Source organism: Streptomyces sp. Rer75, assembly GCF_013414305.1.
Taxonomy (GTDB): Bacteria; Actinomycetota; Actinomycetes; order Streptomycetales; family Streptomycetaceae; genus Streptomyces; species Streptomyces himastatinicus.
Window position 1 is genome coordinate 6,217,637 of sequence record NZ_CP058693.1, and the last position, 14,456, is coordinate 6,232,092.

A 14,456-nucleotide genomic window follows, 5' to 3' on the forward strand; every position below is an offset into this window, starting at 1 on the left:
AAGCGCCAACTCCCATTCCGCATCCACAAGTTGCACTCGCGTCACGGAAGAAGATCTACCGGTCCAGGTCTCGTCAGGGGTCTGAGCCAGGGCTCCGGGGCCCAGCAGCGTCATCCGACGCTCCATCAAAGCACCCTCTACACAGTCGAGTTGAGCCGCGCCCCTAGCATCTGTGCCTGAGAGATCACTGCTTTGTGGTCATGCCAAACAGAGAGAGCAACACGCATGCACAAGTCCATACGCCGGGCGCTGATCGCCGCTCCCGTTTCCGCCGCCGCTTCCCTCGGCCTCGTCCTGACGATCGGTGCGGGCACGAGCTGGGCCGACACGAACCAGCGGTACGCCCAGGGCTCCCTGTCGTACAACTCGGCCACCGACAACATCACGGTCAAGGACCTCAAGAAGGACGGCCGCACCTTCGCCGTCAGCCTCTTCGGGCCCGCCTCGGACAACGTCTACGTGTGCAAGGTGGGCGGCAAGAACAAGTCCAAGACCTGCAATTACAACTTCAACAACGGTCGGCTGAACGTCCTGGTCTTCACCGAACGGGGCAACCAGCACTGGGACATCGACAAGTTCCACACGGACGCCTGACCCACAGACCCGCAGACGGGCCGCGGTCGCACCGCTCCTCCTCCACCTCACGCATCCGTCCATAGCGGGCCGGACCTTCGTCGGCTCCTGGTGGTCCGCGTCGGAGGGGGCGCGGCGGCGGGGCTGCACATCCTGGCTCCTCACTGCCTGCTATCTCCCGGTCCCCGCATGGGGTCCGCTGCCGGGCACGGTGACGCTGCACTACTACCGGCGCCGCACGACCGTCGCGCGCGCATAGGGACCCCGACGCGCAGCGAAACAGGGTCCGCTCGAACAGATCGCGGCCCATGATGATCAGGCCCATCAATGATTCAGGACTTCACCGGGTTTGACGGTGACCTTGTAGCCCTCGCCTCCATAGAGAGACTCGTACCAGATCTCCAACGAGACGCGTTGAGTCAGCATTTCCTTGAACGCTCCATGAGACTCCGGATCGTAGACAGGAACACTCAGCAAGTACGCGTCGAAGTCCGTCCGCGTAAACCCCTTCTCCGCGAAAGTGATCACCGTCGGGCGGAAGGGCAGCATGTCGCGGATGACGTCCACGTTGGGCTTGTTGTACTCGCCCAGGCTATTGCCGTCCACGGACAGGACCGTCCTGACGATCACGGCTGGCCCCAGCCCGGAGTTGGTGAGCTTCAGCCCGGACCTCTTCCCGGGCTGCCACGTTTGCTGGAACTGGAGGAGCGGGCGCACCGAGAGGCGGTTGTGGCGACGTGCGGCTCGGCTCTCGTGCACGGAGACGGCGAGCGAGACCAGAGCGATGACGGTGGCACATACCGCCACCAAAGTGTTCCCGTCCAATGACGCCCCCCGTACGCGCACCACCAGAGTCATCCCAAGTATCGGCAAGCAGGGATGTCAGTACCCCTTCTCCGCTGGGATTGGCCGGGACTGTTCACGTCGCCCGAACGTAGAGAGGCCGCGAGACTTCAACTGGCGGGCGATCCGCTCCGGTGAGCAGCGCGTGCGGCGTCGCCGAGACATCCGGCGGGGGGGCTCGGGCGTTGGTGACGGTGTCATATGGCGTGCGGCACGAATGAGACGTGGACTTCGTCGGCGCCGATCGACATGTCCAGCGTTGCGTCCAGGACCCTGGCCAGAACGCGGAGGAGAGGTGGCGCAGGCGCTGCGCCACCTCCCTCAATGCGGTCGATGTCCTCCGTGGACAGCCCGGTCCGCTCGGCGAACGACGCCTGGTCGATTCCCAGCGATGCTCGACGGTCGTACACAGCCTGCCCCAGGGCGATCGCGGCGCCGGCCTCGACGTACACCGGATCGGTTCGATGCTTCTCGGGGATCGTCCGTGAGGCGTGAGCACCCCTGCTCACGGCGATTCCTCGAACGTCCCGCGGGACCCCGAGCCGACACTAGTACCGCTCTCGCCCGCCGGGATAGCGAACTGACCTCCGGCACTCAGGCGCGTCTGCTCGCGCAGGTTCCGGGCCGAGCGCGAAGCACAGGCCCGCGTGGAGCTGCTCCGACTCGTCCAGCGTCAGAATCAGCGGGGCGAGGGCCATGGGCTGCCCGAGTCGGACGACTCGAAGCGTCAGGGCGAGCTGGTCTCCCTCACGGCGTACGCGCAGCCCCACCGGAGCGGTCTCGATGCGCCACTCGGACTGAGCGCGACGGTCCGGCCTCATCCCCATGCTCCCCTCGGTTGAGTCGGTCGGGCGTCCTCATCGGGGAGAGGGATGCGCCTGCCACGGCTGTCCGCCACCCTCAGCGCGTCGCGTAGGGCCTCGACCAGGCGGTTCGCGAGGAAGCGAAGCTCTCCGGCTTCCGCCTTGGGGTTGCCGAGCAGTGCGTCGGCGTGGCCAAGGAGCCCGGTGCCCATGCGGAGCTGCACGGCTTCCATCTCGTCGGCGAGCCGGGACAGATATCCCTTGCCGTCCTCGCTGGGGACCAGGTAACACGGCTTCCCGGCGGGCCCATTCCATGGCAACAGACGCGGTTGGGTGCTCACCGGATCACGACCATCCCGTGTGGAGCGCACAGCAGCTCCACCCGAGGGAGAGCGCCTGGACGCACGATCGGAAGCCGAAGTGTAGGAGCCTCGCCGCAGTCGGCCGGGAGGTTGGTCTCGACTGTTCCACGCTGCCCCGGGCCGGGCCGAAGTGCTTTCCACGCCCGTTCGAAGATCCTGCCGATACAGTGCCGCATGTCGACCTGCTTTCCTCAGGTTTGGCCATGCCCCGGGGTGCCGCACGCGCCGCCGGGGTCTTTCCGTTCGCGACAGTCAACGACCGTCTCGGGACGAAAGGCAGCGTTCGCGAGGAGGTTCACATGCACACGGGTGGGTTCGTGGAGTTCGTAAAGGGGGTTCGTGCATGAACCCCCAGGTCTAAACTGCTGTGATCTGCAACACCTAGCGCGGCGTCAGGACGACAGCACAGATGAGCAGAGAGCCGAACCACCGGTTGGCTGCGTTGATGGCCGAAGCCGGAGTATCGAACAAGGGTCTCGCCCGACGAGTTCGTGATGCGGGGCAGAGGTGCGGCGCGGACATCAGGACAAGCCATGTTGCGGTGCAGCGTTGGCTGCAAGGTGGCGGCATCCGGCCTCAGACGGCTGCATTTGTAGCCGAAGCGCTCGGTGAGAAGTTGCGCCGCAAGCTCACGCTGTCAGATCTGGGCTTTGTGGAGGCGTCGCCTGAGGTGCCGAGGACCGGCACGGGTTACGACACATCCCTGTCCGAAGCTTTGACGATGCTGAACAGCATCGCCCGGCTCATCCCCGACGACAGGCAGACGGATGCTTCCCTGTTATCGGAGAGCGACGTCAATTCTGCCGTATTCGCATGGTTGGTTTCCCGTCCGGATGATCTGTTCAGCGATTCTGTGGCCACTCGTCGCGTCGGCATGAAGGACGTAGCCGCGATGCGCATTGTCACCGACACCTTCACCCAATTGGACTTCTCGTACGGTGGGGGTCACGGGCACGCGACGCTTCGGCACTACTTCCAGCACGAAGTCATTCCACTGCTCAAGGGAAATTTCACCCCCGAAGTCGGCAGGGCGTTGTTCGGTGCAGCAGCCGAATCCTTGTCGGTGCTTGGATGGAGCGCGTACGACAGTGGATATCACGCCGTGGCGAACAGGTACTTGCTCTCGGCTCTCCGTCTGGCCCAAGCCGCTGGCGACCGGATGCTGGGCGCATGTGTACTCGCCAACCTCAGTCACCAGGCCAACTACCTAGGGCAGGCGCCCCGCGCCGTACAGCTTGCCAGAGCAGCGGTTGAAGGCGGAAAGGGCGACTCCACGCCACGCGGTATGGCCCTGTTCCTCGCCCATGAGGCGCGAGCGCTGTCAACTGCCCAGGACTACACAGGTGCCGTCCGCGCGATGAACGAGGCGGAGAAGTCCTTTGAGCGAGTAGATGCCGCTGACGATCCCAAGTGGCTTTCCTACATGGACGAAGCGGAGCTAGTGGGCGAGTTCTGTCACTGCTTCCGCGACCTCAAGCGAGGTTCAGAAGCCGTACGCCTCGCAGAGCGCGCCGTGGCGCTCACTGACCCCAAGTACGCCCGTACCTTGGGCTTCGTGCGCATGGTCCTGGCCCAGAGCCAACTGCTCAACGGTGACCTCGAAGAGGCGGTCGCGACGGCTACGCAGGCCGTAGAGGCCGCTGAGGCGCTTCAATCCGCCCGGTTCCAGTGTTATGTCGAGAACTTCCAGCGTGAGATCTCTCCTTTTGCGGGGATCTCGATCGTTCGACAGTTCAATGAGCGAGTCCGGCAAGCGATGACCTCCACGGGTGGCGAATGAACGCCGTCAGCCCGGTTGCCAGTTGCGAGGTGCGTCGTCGTCGCGGAGTGAAGCGATTCGCCGAGCGTACTCGTCTGCCACGTCAGCACTTTCGTTGACGTTCTGCATGAGCCATGTGGTCATCTTGAACTCTTGGATCGCCCGCAGCGTTGCAAATCCCGGCCATTGCCGCAGATCCCAGGCGTACGCGTCGACAAAAGCCGCGTAGTCGGAGTCGCTTGCCCAGCCCATGCTGTCATATTCTGTTGCCGTGACCATCAGGTCCCATTCCGGGTGGTCGTAGCAAAAGTTCTCGAAATCGATCAATATAGCATTCCCCCTCTGGTCGACCATGAGATTGTCCCCGTGTGCGTCCCCATGCACAGGCCCCTTGGGTAACTCGAAACGGAGACTTGCCAGTCGTTCACGCAACTCCCTGCCTCTCTTGCGCAGGAACGTGCGGTCATCATCCGGAATTCCGCGTACCTTATCGATGCGCAGATCAGACCGTCCGAAGGCGTCGTACCCCGGAAGGTCGAGACTCTCCGGCCGATGCAACGAGTGGAGTTCCCGAAGGACCGTCCCCAACTCTCCGTAGGTCGCTTTGCGATCAGCTTCCCGAATCAGATGCCAGAAGGTCACCGGGAAGCCATCCACCATCAGTGGCTGTTCCAGATCCTCTACGACACGTGCGGCCGGGAACCGTTCCTGCGCCAACCAGCGCGACACCTTGACCTCGTTCCGCACCGAGGGCAGGTAGTCCGCTGTCCGGGCCACTCGCACGATCACAGGGTGCGACGCCAGCCGGAAGAGCGCGTTCTCACCGAAGCGGATCAGCTTCGCGCCGTCACTCTCGAGGCGCGCTTGTCGGCAGGCAGCGGCCATCACACGGGCAGCCGCCGCCGACGTGAACCCTGCCCCCTGAGCACCGGCAGACGGCATGCCCGCACCTACTCCCTCTGATCGCGACGAACCGCGCACCGCTCAGACACACGGCAGCGCGCAGCAAACATCGTCAGGACCGTACCCAGGGCCAGGCGACTGGCACGAGATGAGCGGAGGCGACGTTGAGGACGCGCAGGTTGCAGGTGAGGCGCACCACGCGGTGAACTGCCGCCATGACCGCGAACCGCGCCCCCGGCAGACGTCGCCGTCGTGGCCCCCCGCCACCTTCAACACGATCAACCAATGGGCGTTGGGGATCACCGACACTGGGCAACGAACCGCTGGAGCGGGCGCGCGACAGAGTGTCCAGCCATGCTCTTACCTCGGGTTCGATTTCGATGTCGTACGGTCGCTCCACCGTTGCCACCGAAGGCAGTGGACGGGCGATCGCCGCGGCTTCGGGCTGCGGTCATCCGACCGGATGACCGCAGCGGGTCAGGCGCCCAGGTCGTGGTACATGACGTGCAGTCCGACCCGACCCAGCGCCGGATGGCGAAAGGCGCCCGGCACGGTGCCGATGGTGGTGAAGCCGAGGCGCTCGTACAGTCTGACGGCGGGGGTGTTCGACGCCGCGACCGCGTTGAACTGCACGCCCGCGAAACCGCAGGTCGAGGCCCAGTTGAGCAGGTACTCGCCCAGGGCTTGGCCGACGCCCCGGCCGCGCGCCTCGGATGCCACCATGAAGTTGCCGCTGGCGATGTGGGAACCGGGGCCGGGCCGGTTGGGGTACATGTTCGAGGTGCCCAGCACGCGCTGGTCCTCCACGGCCACCACGACATGTCCCGGTGGCGGTACCACCCACATGTCGTGCGCCTGCGCCTCCGTCTGGAGGGGGTCGTAGCAGAAGGTGTCCGCCTTGCGGACGATCTGCTCGATGATGGGCCAGACCTGCGGCCAGTCACGTTCCTCGAACGCCCGGATTTCCACCCGTCATACGCTAGCGACGGCGTTCAGCCTTTTCGATCGAGTTTCGGCGGCCTCAGCCATCCGCCGGGGCCACGCCGATCGGGCAGGAGACGCCCGTGCCGCCGATGCCGCAGTAGCCTGCGGGGTTCTTGTCCAGGTACTGCTGGTGGTAGGGCTCGGCCGGGTAGAAGGGGCCCGCGGGGAGGATTTCGGTGGCGATCTCGCCGTAGCCGGAGCCGGTCAGGACGGACTGGTAGGCGGTGCGGGAGGACTCGGCTTCGGACTGCTGCTCGGGGGAGTGGGTGTAGATGGCCGAGCGGTACTGGGTGCCGACGTCGTTGCCCTGGCGGAAGTGCTGGGTGGGGTCGTGGGACTCCCAGAAGAGCTTCAGGAGCGCGCCGTACGAGGTGACCGCGGGGTCGAAGACGACGCGGACGGCCTCGGTGTGGGCGGTGAGGCCGCTGCACACCTCTTCGTAGGTGGGGTTCTCGGTGTGGCCGCCCTGGTAGCCGACCAGGGTGGTCCAGACGCCGGGGGCCTGCCAGAAGACGCGCTCCGCGCCCCAGAAGCAGCCGAGGCCGAAGTCGGCGACGGCCAGGCCCTGCGGGTACGGGCCGGTGAGGGGGTTGCCGAGGACGGTGTGGCGCTCGGGGACGGGGAAGCCCGGTTCGGGACGGCCCTTCAGCGCCTCCTCGGGGGTCGGGAGGTGGTTCTTGTGGCGGTTGAACAGCATCCGGTGGGCTCCTCAGGGCACGACGGGCATGCGGCGGCTATTCCTTACAACGGGCGGGGGCGCGTGCGCATTCCGTGGGGCCGCTCACTTCGGCAGGGTCGCCGGGGAGCCGCCCCGGCCCTCCCAGCCCGCGACGGCCAGCGCCCGGTAGACGGCGTACTCGGCTGCCGGGTCCGCCCCGTACGACCAGGGCACGGCGCCCACGTGGCCGTCCACGTGGCGCAGCTGCTCCATGGCGTCCGCGTACCGCTCCGACCGGACCAGGAACCAGATCAGGAGGTGGCGGACGTGGGGGAGGACCGGGTGGTCGGCGGGGGCCTGGCGGACGGCGTACAGGGCGCCCTCGACCGCCTTGGTGATCACGTCGCTCTGGTACAGGCTGCGGACGAGGTTGACCTCGGGCAGGTGCTCGAAGACGCCGAAGAGGGGGAGGGCGGGGAGGAGGCTCTTGCCGGGGGCGGAGGCGGCAGCGGCGTGGGTGAAGCGGTCGGCGCGGTCCTGGGAGCCGTGCCACTTCTCGCACCAGTAGTGGAGGGCGGCGAGGTGGGCGCCCATGTGGTGCGGGGCGCGGTCGGTGACCTTGGTCCACAGCTCCTCGAAGTCGGCCTGCCGGTAGGGGAGACCGCGGGCGACGCCGAGTTCGATGATGTACGGAACGGGGTCGTCCGGGGCCAGCCGCGCGGCCTCGTGGCAGACGTCCCGGGCCTCCTCCAGGATCATCCGGAAGTCCTGCGAGGACGGGTCGAGCAGCGCCTGCCGGACCAGGAACTCCGCCTGCACGGCGGCCGCGCCCGGGTCCTCGGGGGCGGCGACGCGCCAGGTGCGCAGCCACATCCCGCCCTGGCCCGGGGCCTGGGCGAGTGCGAAGGCGGCGGCTCCGGCGAGGGTCTGGACGCGCTGCCAGCGCAGTTCGGAGGTCACGTCGGTGAGCGCGAGCAGCCGGGCGGCGGGCTGCCAGTCCTGGCTGGACTGGACCTCTTCCAGCGCCTCGATGAGCTGGGGGTCGGGGCCGGGCAGTCGCACGTCGAGCTGTTCGCGCGGTACGAAGCCGTACTCACCCGGGTCCGTGGCGCGCATCGCGCCCTTCAGGGCCTCGCGGCCGCCGCGCCTCCGCCGCAGTGCGGGCAGCACGATCAGCCCGCCGATCATGACGACGGCGATGAGGAAGATCAGAAGCTCCATGAGGTGTCCCCGTGTGAAGTCCCGTGACGGCTTGTGGTCCAGCCTATGCGCCATGGCGGACATTGAAGACGGCCGTTGAATCCTGGACGGGCCGGAGGGAAAACCCGGGACGGGCCGGAGGGGGATCCTGCGACGTAGCGGTTGAATCGTGGACGGGCCCGCCGCGGAATCCTCCAGGCGGCCGCCGCGCGTTACGCTCGGGCCCATGACCGACCAGCACCCCCACAGCTTCGAGACGCTCGCCATCCATGCGGGCCAGGAGGCGGACCCGCTCACCGGCGCCGTTGTTCCGCCGATCTACCAGGTCTCCACCTACAAGCAGGACGGGGTGGGTGGCCTGCGCGGCGGCTATGAGTACAGCCGCTCCGCCAACCCCACCCGCACCGCCCTGGAGGAGAACCTGGCGGCCCTGGAGGGGGGCCGCCGCGGGCTCGCCTTCGCCTCCGGCCTCGCCGCCGAGGACTGCCTGCTGCGCACGCTGCTGGTGCCGGGCGACCACGTGGTGATCCCGGACGACGCGTACGGCGGTACGTTCCGCCTGTTCTCCAAGGTCGTCGAGCGCTGGGGCGTGGAGTGGTCGGTCGCCGACACCTCCGACCCGGCGGCGGTACGGGCCGCGCTGCGCCCCCGTACGAAGGTGATCTGGGTCGAGACGCCGAGCAACCCGCTGCTGGGCATCACCGACATCGCCGCCCTCGCCGACATCGCCCGCAACGCCGGGGCCCGGCTCGTCGTCGACAACACCTTCGCCAGCCCCTACCTCCAGCAGCCGCTGGCGCTCGGCGCGGATGTCGTGGTGCACTCCACGACCAAGTACATGGGCGGCCACTCGGACGTCGTCGGCGGTGCGCTGATCGTCTCCGACCCGGGCCTCGGCGACGAACTCGCCTTCCACCAGAACGCGATGGGCGCCGTCGCCGCCCCCTTCGACTCCTGGCTGGTGCTGCGCGGCATCAAGACGCTCGGGGTACGGATGGACCGGCACAGCGCGAACGCCACGCGCGTCGCGGAACTGCTCGTCGCCCACCCCAAGGTGACCGAGGTCTTCTACCCGGGGCTGCCCGGGCACGCGGGCCACGAGATCGCTGCCAAGCAGATGCGGGCCTTCGGCGGCATGGTGTCGTTCCGCGTCACCGGCGGCGAGGAGGCGGCGGTCGAGGTCTGCAACCGGGCCCGGCTGTTCACGCTCGGCGAGTCGCTGGGCGGTGTCGAATCGCTGATCGAGCACCCGGGGCGGATGACCCACGCCTCGGCGGCCGGTTCGGCGCTGGAGGTGCCGGCGGATCTCGTACGGCTGTCGGTGGGCATCGAGTCCATCGACGACCTGCTGGGGGATCTGACCCAGGCCCTCGCCTGAGCGCCTGAGCGCCTGAGCGCCTGAGCGCCTGAGCGCCTGCGTCAGACGCTCGCCCGAGCGCCGTCAGCCGAGCCCTCACCACCCCTCCAGCGGAGGGGTGGTGTCGGCGGGCGGCCCCGCCCACGGATGGACCACCGCCGCCCAGACGGTGAACGCGACGACCGCGGCGAGCAGCACCGCCCAGCCGACGGTCCGCGCCGCCCGGCGGCGGCGCAGCATCCGCTGCCCGCGCCCGGCCGCCCGCCCGGCCAGATCCGGCGGCAGCACCGGGTGCGGTCCCTCCAGCATCCGCCGGACCTGGTCCTCCTTGCGGTCCGGGAAGCTCATCGCGCCGCTCCCGCCGGATGGTGACCGGTGACCGGGGGCGGGCCGGGGGCGCCGGGGGCGCGGGGCGGGGCGGTGCGCATCAGGGTCACCGCGCGCGTGCAGATGGCCCGTACGCGCTCGACCGGCAGGCCGAGCGTGGCCGCCGTCTGCTCCTCCGCGACCCCCTCGTACAGCCGCAGCACCAGCACCAGCCGCTCACGCGGGGTGAGCCGGTCCAGCACGCCGCCGCGCGGGCGGCGGTAGCGCCGGGCCCGGTGGGCGAAGAGGGCGGCCAGCTCCTGGCGGGTGCGGTCGTACGGATCCTCGCCGCGCAGCCGGTCCCAGCGGGCGTAGGTGCGCGCGAGCGCGGCGGTCAGCAGGGCTTGCGCGGCTTCGGTGTCGGCCCGGGCGTCCCCGGTCGGTTCCCCCGTGAGCAGTGTGGCCGCGTGCAGCAACCTGCCACCGGCGCCCGCGACGAATGCCTCGAATTCCCGGGCCCGGCGGCTGTCCCGTGCTGCCCGCCGCTCTCGCACCGCGCCCTCCGCCTTTTGTTCCTCAAGGACACGGCAGGCACGGGCGCCCGGTCAAGGGTTCGGTCGGCAGGGAGTCCGGTCGAAGGTCGAAGGGGAGCCGCGGTGGCTCAGGACGCCGGTGCCGCCGCCTGCGGCACCGCGCCGTGCGCGGCGGACAGGGCGACGTTGAAACGGGTGAGCAGATCGCAGAACATATCGCGCTCCTCCACCGTCCAGTCGTCCGTGACCTGCGCCATCAGCTCGCGCCGCGAGGAGCGCACCTCCTCCAGGCGGGCCTTGCCGCGTGGGGAGAGCTGAAGGACGACGGCGCGCCCGTCCTCGGGGTGCGAGGTGCGCTTGACCAGGCCGGAGTCGACCAGCGGGGCGACCTGCCGGGTCACGGTGGACGAGTCGATGCCCATGCCTCCGGCGAGGGCCTTGACCCCCATGGGGCCTTCCTGGTCGAGCCGGTTGAGCAGCAGGTAGGCGGCGCGATCCATCGAGTTGCGGGCCTGTCCGACGCCGCCGAGCCGGGTCTGCTCCGCGCGGCGGGCGAAGACCGCGACCTGGTGCTGGAGTGAATCCAGTACGCCTGTGTCGAGTTGAGTCGTCATGTCCGATTGGGTGGGCATGGCCTAGGGCTCACTTCATGCGGTGGTCTGTGGGATGTGGCACAGAGTACGCGGCCCCGGCCCGGCCCGTACGGGGGCTGCGGAAACCTGCCCACAACCGGCCAACCCCTGGTCGCCCCGGCCCAGCCGTGTTCCACGTGAGCTGCGAGACTGGGGCCATGGCTCCACGACCCGGCGGAGAGGACGGGCCCGGCACGGCCCCGCGCCCCGCACGCTCCGTATCGTCCACCCCGCTCGCGATCACCCTGGACGATGTGCGCGAGGCGCAGAAGGTGCTCTCGGGGGTCTCCCGGCTGACCGCCCTGGAGGGCAGCCGCTTCCTGACCGGTCTGGTCGGCGCCCCGGTGCAGCTGAAGTGCGAGAACCTCCAGCGTACGGGCTCGTTCAAGCTGCGCGGCGCCTATGTGCGGATCGCGCGGCTGACGTCGGAGGAACGGGCCGCGGGGGTGGTCGCGGCGAGCGCCGGGAACCATGCGCAGGGCGTCGCGCTCGCGGCCTCGCTGCTGGGGGTGCGCTCGACCGTCTTCATGCCCGAGGGCGCGCCGCTGCCGAAGATCGCGGCGACGCGGGACTACGGCGCGGAGGTCCGGCTGGAAGGCCAGATCGTGGACGAGACGATGCGGGCGGCGCAGCGGTACGCGGAGGAGACGGGTGCGGTCTTCATCCATCCGTTCGACCACCCGGACATCATCGCGGGGCAGGGCACGGTGGGCCTGGAGATCCTGGAGCAGTGCCCCGAGGTGCGCACGATCGTGGTGGGCATCGGCGGGGGCGGCCTCGCGGCCGGGATCGCGGTGGCGGTGAAGGCGCTGCGGCCGGATGTGCGGGTGGTGGGGGTGCAGGCGGCGGGAGCCGCGGCGTATCCGCCGTCGCTGGCGGCCGGGCAGCCGGTGTCGGTCGAGGCGCCGGTGACGATGGCGGACGGCATCAAGGTGGGGCGGCCGGGCGACGTGCCGTTCGGGATCATCAACGCGCTCGTCGACGAGGTCCGTACGGTCAGCGAGGACGAGCTGTCCAGCGCGCTGCTGCTGTGCCTGGAGCGGGCGAAGCTGGTGGTGGAGCCGGCGGGGGCGAGCCCGGTGGCGGCGGTGCTGTCGGATCCGGAGTCCTTCGAGGGGCCGGTGGTGTCGGTGCTGTCCGGCGGCAATGTGGATCCGCTGCTGATGCAGCGGATCCTGCGGCACGGCATGGCCGCGGCGGGCCGCTATCTGTCGCTGCGGCTGCGGCTCACCGACCGGCCGGGGGCGCTGGCGACGCTGCTGGCGGAGCTGTCGGCGGTGGACGCCAATGTGCTCGACATCAGCCATGTGCGGATCAATCCGCGGCTGGGGCTCAGCGAGGCGGAGGTGGAGCTTCAGCTGGAGACGAAGGGGCCGGAGCACTGCGCAGAGGTCAGGGACGCGCTGCACGGGGCGGGTTACACGGTGATGGTCTGACGGCTCGCGTCAGCGATTCGTCAACTCCCGTATGTCGCGATGTATCGCGACTGCGCTATGATTCTCTCCACTTGCTGTCGCGACGCTGCCCTTGTGGGCGGACATATGCCTTTATTGAGGGGACGCGTCCATGCGTGGCGAGAAACATTCGCCGCACGTCACGTCAAACGATCTTTCGTGGACCTGACTCAACCCGGGAACACCCAACTCTGGGAGTGCCAACATGCCAGGCGCGATCCATGCCGAGGGCCTGGTCAAGACCTTCGGCGACGTAAGGGCTCTGGACGGCGTCGATCTCGACGTGCCGGAAGGAACCGTGCTCGGACTGCTCGGCCCCAACGGTGCAGGCAAGACCACCGCGGTGCGCGTGCTGACCACGCTGCTGCGCCCGGACAGCGGGACGGCGGTGGTCGCGGGGGTGGACGTGCTCAAGAACCCCAATGAGGTCCGCCGGTCCATCGGCCTGTCCGGTCAATTCGCCGCCGTCGACGAGTATCTGACGGGCCGGGAGAACCTCCGGATGGTGGGCCAGCTGTACCAGATGGGCGCGCGCGAGGCGAAGGCCCGCGCGGACGAGCTGCTGGAGCGGTTCCACCTCGCGGACGCGGCCGACCGCACCGCCAAGACGTACTCCGGCGGTATGCGCCGTCGCCTCGACCTCGCCGCCGCCCTGGTCGTCAGCCCGCCCGTGATGTTCATGGACGAGCCGACGACGGGGCTCGACCCGCGCAACCGGCAGGCGCTGTGGGAGGTCATCCAGGAACTGGTGGCCGGCGGTACGACGCTGCTGCTGACCACCCAGTATCTGGAGGAGGCCGACCATCTGGCCCATGACATCTGCGTGATCGACCGCGGCAAGGTCATCGCCCGCGGCACCTCCGACCAGCTCAAGGCCCGCACCGGCGGGGAGCGGGTGGAGGTCGTGGTGCACGAGCGGGAGCACATCGCGGTCACCGAGCATGTGCTGCGGGTGCTGGGCAAGGGCGAGACCACGGTGCAGGAGCACACCCGCAAGGTCACCGTGCCGGTGGTCGGCGGGGCAAAGCTGCTCGCCGAGGTGATCCGTGAACTGGACACCCGGGGAGTGGAGATCGACGACATCGGGCTGCGCCGCCCGACGCTCGACGACGTCTTCATCTCGCTGACGGGCCACGGCGCGGAAGACGGCGGCGCGGAGAACGGCTTGGAGAGTACCGCGCACAAGGGAGGCAAGTGATGGCTGTTGTCGAGGAGTCCGGCGCCACCGTCGCCACCGCCCCCCGGCCGCACGGCGGCCCGCTCGCCGGGGTCCGGGACTCGCTGGTGGTCGCACGGCGGAACTTGATCCGCATGATGCGGATTCCAGAAGTGGTCATCTTTGGCCTGATTCAGCCCATTATGTTCGTGGTGCTGTTCAGTTATGTATTCGGCGGCGCGATCATGGTGCCGGGGCAGGCCAGTGCGGACGCGGACGTCTACCGCGAGTTCCTCATGGGCGGGATCTTCGCGCAGACCGTCACCTTCGCGACGGCGGGCGCGGGCGCCGGGATCGCCGATGACATGCACAAGGGGCTGATCGACCGGTTCCGCTCCCTGCCGATGGCGCGCGGGGCGGTGCTCACCGGCCGTACGCTCGCGGATCTGGTGCAGACGGCGCTGACGCTGGTCGTGCTGGCGATCGTCGCGCTCATCGTGGGCTGGCGGGTGCACGACGGAATCCTGAGCGCGCTGGGCGCCTTCGGCCTGCTGCTCCTGCTCGGTTACGCCTTCTCCTGGATCGGCGCGCTGATCGGGCTGACGGTACGGTCCCCCGAGGCCGCGACGTCCGGCGGGCTGATCTGGCTGTTCCCGCTGACCTTCATCTCGAACGCGTTCGTGCCGTCCAGCAAGATGCCCGAGTTCCTGGGGCACATCGCGGACTGGAACCCGTTCAGCGCCACGGTGCAGGCCTGCCGGGAGCTGTTCGGCAATCCGCAGGGCGTGGTCTCGGACGCCTGGCCGATGCAGCATCCGGTGCTGGCGTCGGTCCTGTGGTCGGTGGTGATCATCGTGGTGTTCCGGACGCTGTCGGTCCGGAAGTACCGCTCGGCGACCGCCTGAGGGGTGGTCCCGGGGTGAGTCATACGGC

At 68.8% G+C, this 14,456-nt stretch carries 16 protein-coding genes; 6 read left to right on the plus strand and 10 right to left on the minus strand.

Annotated elements, in window-relative coordinates; translation table 11 throughout:
- Positions 1-225: 225 nt before the first annotated feature.
- Positions 226-594: a hypothetical protein gene (locus HYQ63_RS26945; RefSeq protein WP_179936481.1), complete on the plus strand. Its 369-nt coding sequence runs from the start codon at positions 226-228 to the stop codon at positions 592-594.
- A gap of 303 nt (positions 595-897) precedes the next feature.
- Here the strand turns inward: HYQ63_RS26945 and HYQ63_RS26950 are convergent, their stop codons facing one another.
- The 3 genes from HYQ63_RS26950 to HYQ63_RS26960 all read right to left on the minus strand — a co-directional run bounded on the left by HYQ63_RS26950 (position 898) and on the right by HYQ63_RS26960 (position 2,560).
- Positions 898-1,431: a hypothetical protein gene (locus tag HYQ63_RS26950; protein WP_179936482.1), complete on the minus strand. Its 534-nt coding sequence runs from the start codon at positions 1,429-1,431 to the stop codon at positions 898-900.
- Between the two features lie 182 nt (positions 1,432-1,613).
- The gene (locus HYQ63_RS26955; protein WP_179936483.1) at positions 1,614-1,925 is read right to left on the minus strand and encodes a helix-turn-helix domain-containing protein; all 312 of its coding nucleotides are present in this window, start codon (positions 1,923-1,925) and stop codon (positions 1,614-1,616) included.
- 308 nt (positions 1,926-2,233) lie between these two features.
- Positions 2,234-2,560, minus strand: a complete 327-nt coding sequence (locus HYQ63_RS26960; RefSeq protein WP_257232161.1) for a hypothetical protein — start codon at positions 2,558-2,560, stop codon at positions 2,234-2,236.
- Between the two features lie 430 nt (positions 2,561-2,990).
- On the opposite strand from HYQ63_RS26960, the gene HYQ63_RS26965 reads away from it, so the two are divergent.
- Positions 2,991-4,361 carry a sporulation protein gene (locus tag HYQ63_RS26965; protein ID WP_179936485.1) on the plus strand — a complete coding sequence of 457 codons (1,371 nt, stop codon included), beginning with the start codon at positions 2,991-2,993 and terminating at the stop codon, positions 4,359-4,361.
- Positions 4,362-4,367: 6 nt separating this feature from the next.
- Here HYQ63_RS26965 and HYQ63_RS26970 read toward each other — a convergent pair whose 3' ends face one another.
- The 4 genes from HYQ63_RS26970 to HYQ63_RS26985 all read right to left on the minus strand — a co-directional run bounded on the left by HYQ63_RS26970 (position 4,368) and on the right by HYQ63_RS26985 (position 8,106).
- Positions 4,368-5,282, minus strand: coding sequence for a phosphotransferase enzyme family protein (locus HYQ63_RS26970; protein WP_179936486.1), 915 nt, complete (start codon positions 5,280-5,282; stop codon positions 4,368-4,370).
- Between the two features lie 438 nt (positions 5,283-5,720).
- The gene (locus HYQ63_RS26975; protein ID WP_179936487.1) at positions 5,721-6,212 is read right to left on the minus strand and encodes a GNAT family N-acetyltransferase; all 492 of its coding nucleotides are present in this window, start codon (positions 6,210-6,212) and stop codon (positions 5,721-5,723) included.
- Between the two features lie 52 nt (positions 6,213-6,264).
- Positions 6,265-6,924: a peptide-methionine (S)-S-oxide reductase MsrA gene (msrA, locus tag HYQ63_RS26980; RefSeq protein WP_179936488.1), complete on the minus strand. Its 660-nt coding sequence runs from the start codon at positions 6,922-6,924 to the stop codon at positions 6,265-6,267.
- Positions 6,925-7,008: 84 nt separating this feature from the next.
- Positions 7,009-8,106 (minus strand): hypothetical protein, encoded by a 1,098-nt coding sequence (locus tag HYQ63_RS26985; RefSeq protein WP_179936489.1) that lies wholly within the window; start codon positions 8,104-8,106, stop codon positions 7,009-7,011.
- A gap of 205 nt (positions 8,107-8,311) precedes the next feature.
- Between HYQ63_RS26985 and HYQ63_RS26990 the strand changes: the two genes are divergently transcribed.
- Positions 8,312-9,463 (plus strand): cystathionine gamma-synthase, encoded by a 1,152-nt coding sequence (locus tag HYQ63_RS26990; RefSeq protein WP_179936490.1) that lies wholly within the window; start codon positions 8,312-8,314, stop codon positions 9,461-9,463.
- Between the two features lie 75 nt (positions 9,464-9,538).
- Here HYQ63_RS26990 and HYQ63_RS26995 read toward each other — a convergent pair whose 3' ends face one another.
- The 3 genes from HYQ63_RS26995 to HYQ63_RS27005 form a co-directional block, all read right to left on the minus strand.
- Positions 9,539-9,790, minus strand: a complete 252-nt coding sequence (locus HYQ63_RS26995; protein WP_009715431.1) for a hypothetical protein — start codon at positions 9,788-9,790, stop codon at positions 9,539-9,541.
- Positions 9,787-10,302, minus strand: a complete 516-nt coding sequence (locus HYQ63_RS27000; protein ID WP_179936491.1) for a sigma factor-like helix-turn-helix DNA-binding protein — start codon at positions 10,300-10,302, stop codon at positions 9,787-9,789. Before HYQ63_RS27000 ends, HYQ63_RS26995 begins: the two co-directional genes overlap by 4 nt.
- A 107-nt stretch (positions 10,303-10,409) precedes the next feature.
- The gene (locus tag HYQ63_RS27005; protein WP_179936492.1) at positions 10,410-10,913 is read right to left on the minus strand and encodes a MarR family winged helix-turn-helix transcriptional regulator; all 504 of its coding nucleotides are present in this window, start codon (positions 10,911-10,913) and stop codon (positions 10,410-10,412) included.
- Positions 10,914-11,071: 158 nt separating this feature from the next.
- Here HYQ63_RS27005 and ilvA point away from each other — a divergent pair, with 158 nt between their 5' ends.
- The 3 genes from ilvA (at position 11,072) to HYQ63_RS27020 (ending at position 14,428) form a co-directional block, all read left to right on the plus strand.
- A complete protein-coding gene (gene ilvA / locus HYQ63_RS27010; RefSeq protein ID WP_257232164.1) occupies positions 11,072-12,349 on the plus strand; it encodes a threonine ammonia-lyase in 1,278 nt (425 codons plus the stop codon).
- Between the two features lie 223 nt (positions 12,350-12,572).
- The gene (locus HYQ63_RS27015; protein ID WP_179936493.1) at positions 12,573-13,565 is read left to right on the plus strand and encodes an ATP-binding cassette domain-containing protein; all 993 of its coding nucleotides are present in this window, start codon (positions 12,573-12,575) and stop codon (positions 13,563-13,565) included.
- Positions 13,565-14,428, plus strand: a complete 864-nt coding sequence (locus tag HYQ63_RS27020; RefSeq protein ID WP_179936494.1) for an ABC transporter permease — start codon at positions 13,565-13,567, stop codon at positions 14,426-14,428. Before HYQ63_RS27015 ends, HYQ63_RS27020 begins: the two co-directional genes overlap by 1 nt.
- Positions 14,429-14,456: the final 28 nt, after the last annotated feature.

Bases quoted from the DNA above. Each gene is read 5' to 3' on its own strand.
- HYQ63_RS26945 (WP_179936481.1), top strand. From the start codon at position 226: ATGCACAAGTCCATACGCCGGGCGCTGATCGCCGCTCCCGTTTCCGCC.
- HYQ63_RS26950 (WP_179936482.1), bottom strand. From the start codon at position 1,431: ATGACTCTGGTGGTGCGCGTACGGGGGGCGTCATTGGACGGGAACACT.
- HYQ63_RS26965 (WP_179936485.1), top strand. From the start codon at position 2,991: ATGAGCAGAGAGCCGAACCACCGGTTGGCTGCGTTGATGGCCGAAGCC.
- HYQ63_RS26970 (WP_179936486.1), bottom strand. From the start codon at position 5,282: ATGCCGTCTGCCGGTGCTCAGGGGGCAGGGTTCACGTCGGCGGCGGCT.
- msrA (WP_179936488.1), bottom strand. From the start codon at position 6,924: ATGCTGTTCAACCGCCACAAGAACCACCTCCCGACCCCCGAGGAGGCG.
- HYQ63_RS26985 (WP_179936489.1), bottom strand. From the start codon at position 8,106: ATGGAGCTTCTGATCTTCCTCATCGCCGTCGTCATGATCGGCGGGCTG.
- HYQ63_RS26990 (WP_179936490.1), top strand. From the start codon at position 8,312: ATGACCGACCAGCACCCCCACAGCTTCGAGACGCTCGCCATCCATGCG.
- HYQ63_RS26995 (WP_009715431.1), bottom strand. From the start codon at position 9,790: ATGAGCTTCCCGGACCGCAAGGAGGACCAGGTCCGGCGGATGCTGGAG.
- HYQ63_RS27005 (WP_179936492.1), bottom strand. From the start codon at position 10,913: ATGCCCACCCAATCGGACATGACGACTCAACTCGACACAGGCGTACTG.
- ilvA (WP_257232164.1), top strand. From the start codon at position 11,072: ATGGCTCCACGACCCGGCGGAGAGGACGGGCCCGGCACGGCCCCGCGC.
- HYQ63_RS27015 (WP_179936493.1), top strand. From the start codon at position 12,573: ATGCCAGGCGCGATCCATGCCGAGGGCCTGGTCAAGACCTTCGGCGAC.
- HYQ63_RS27020 (WP_179936494.1), top strand. From the start codon at position 13,565: ATGGCTGTTGTCGAGGAGTCCGGCGCCACCGTCGCCACCGCCCCCCGG.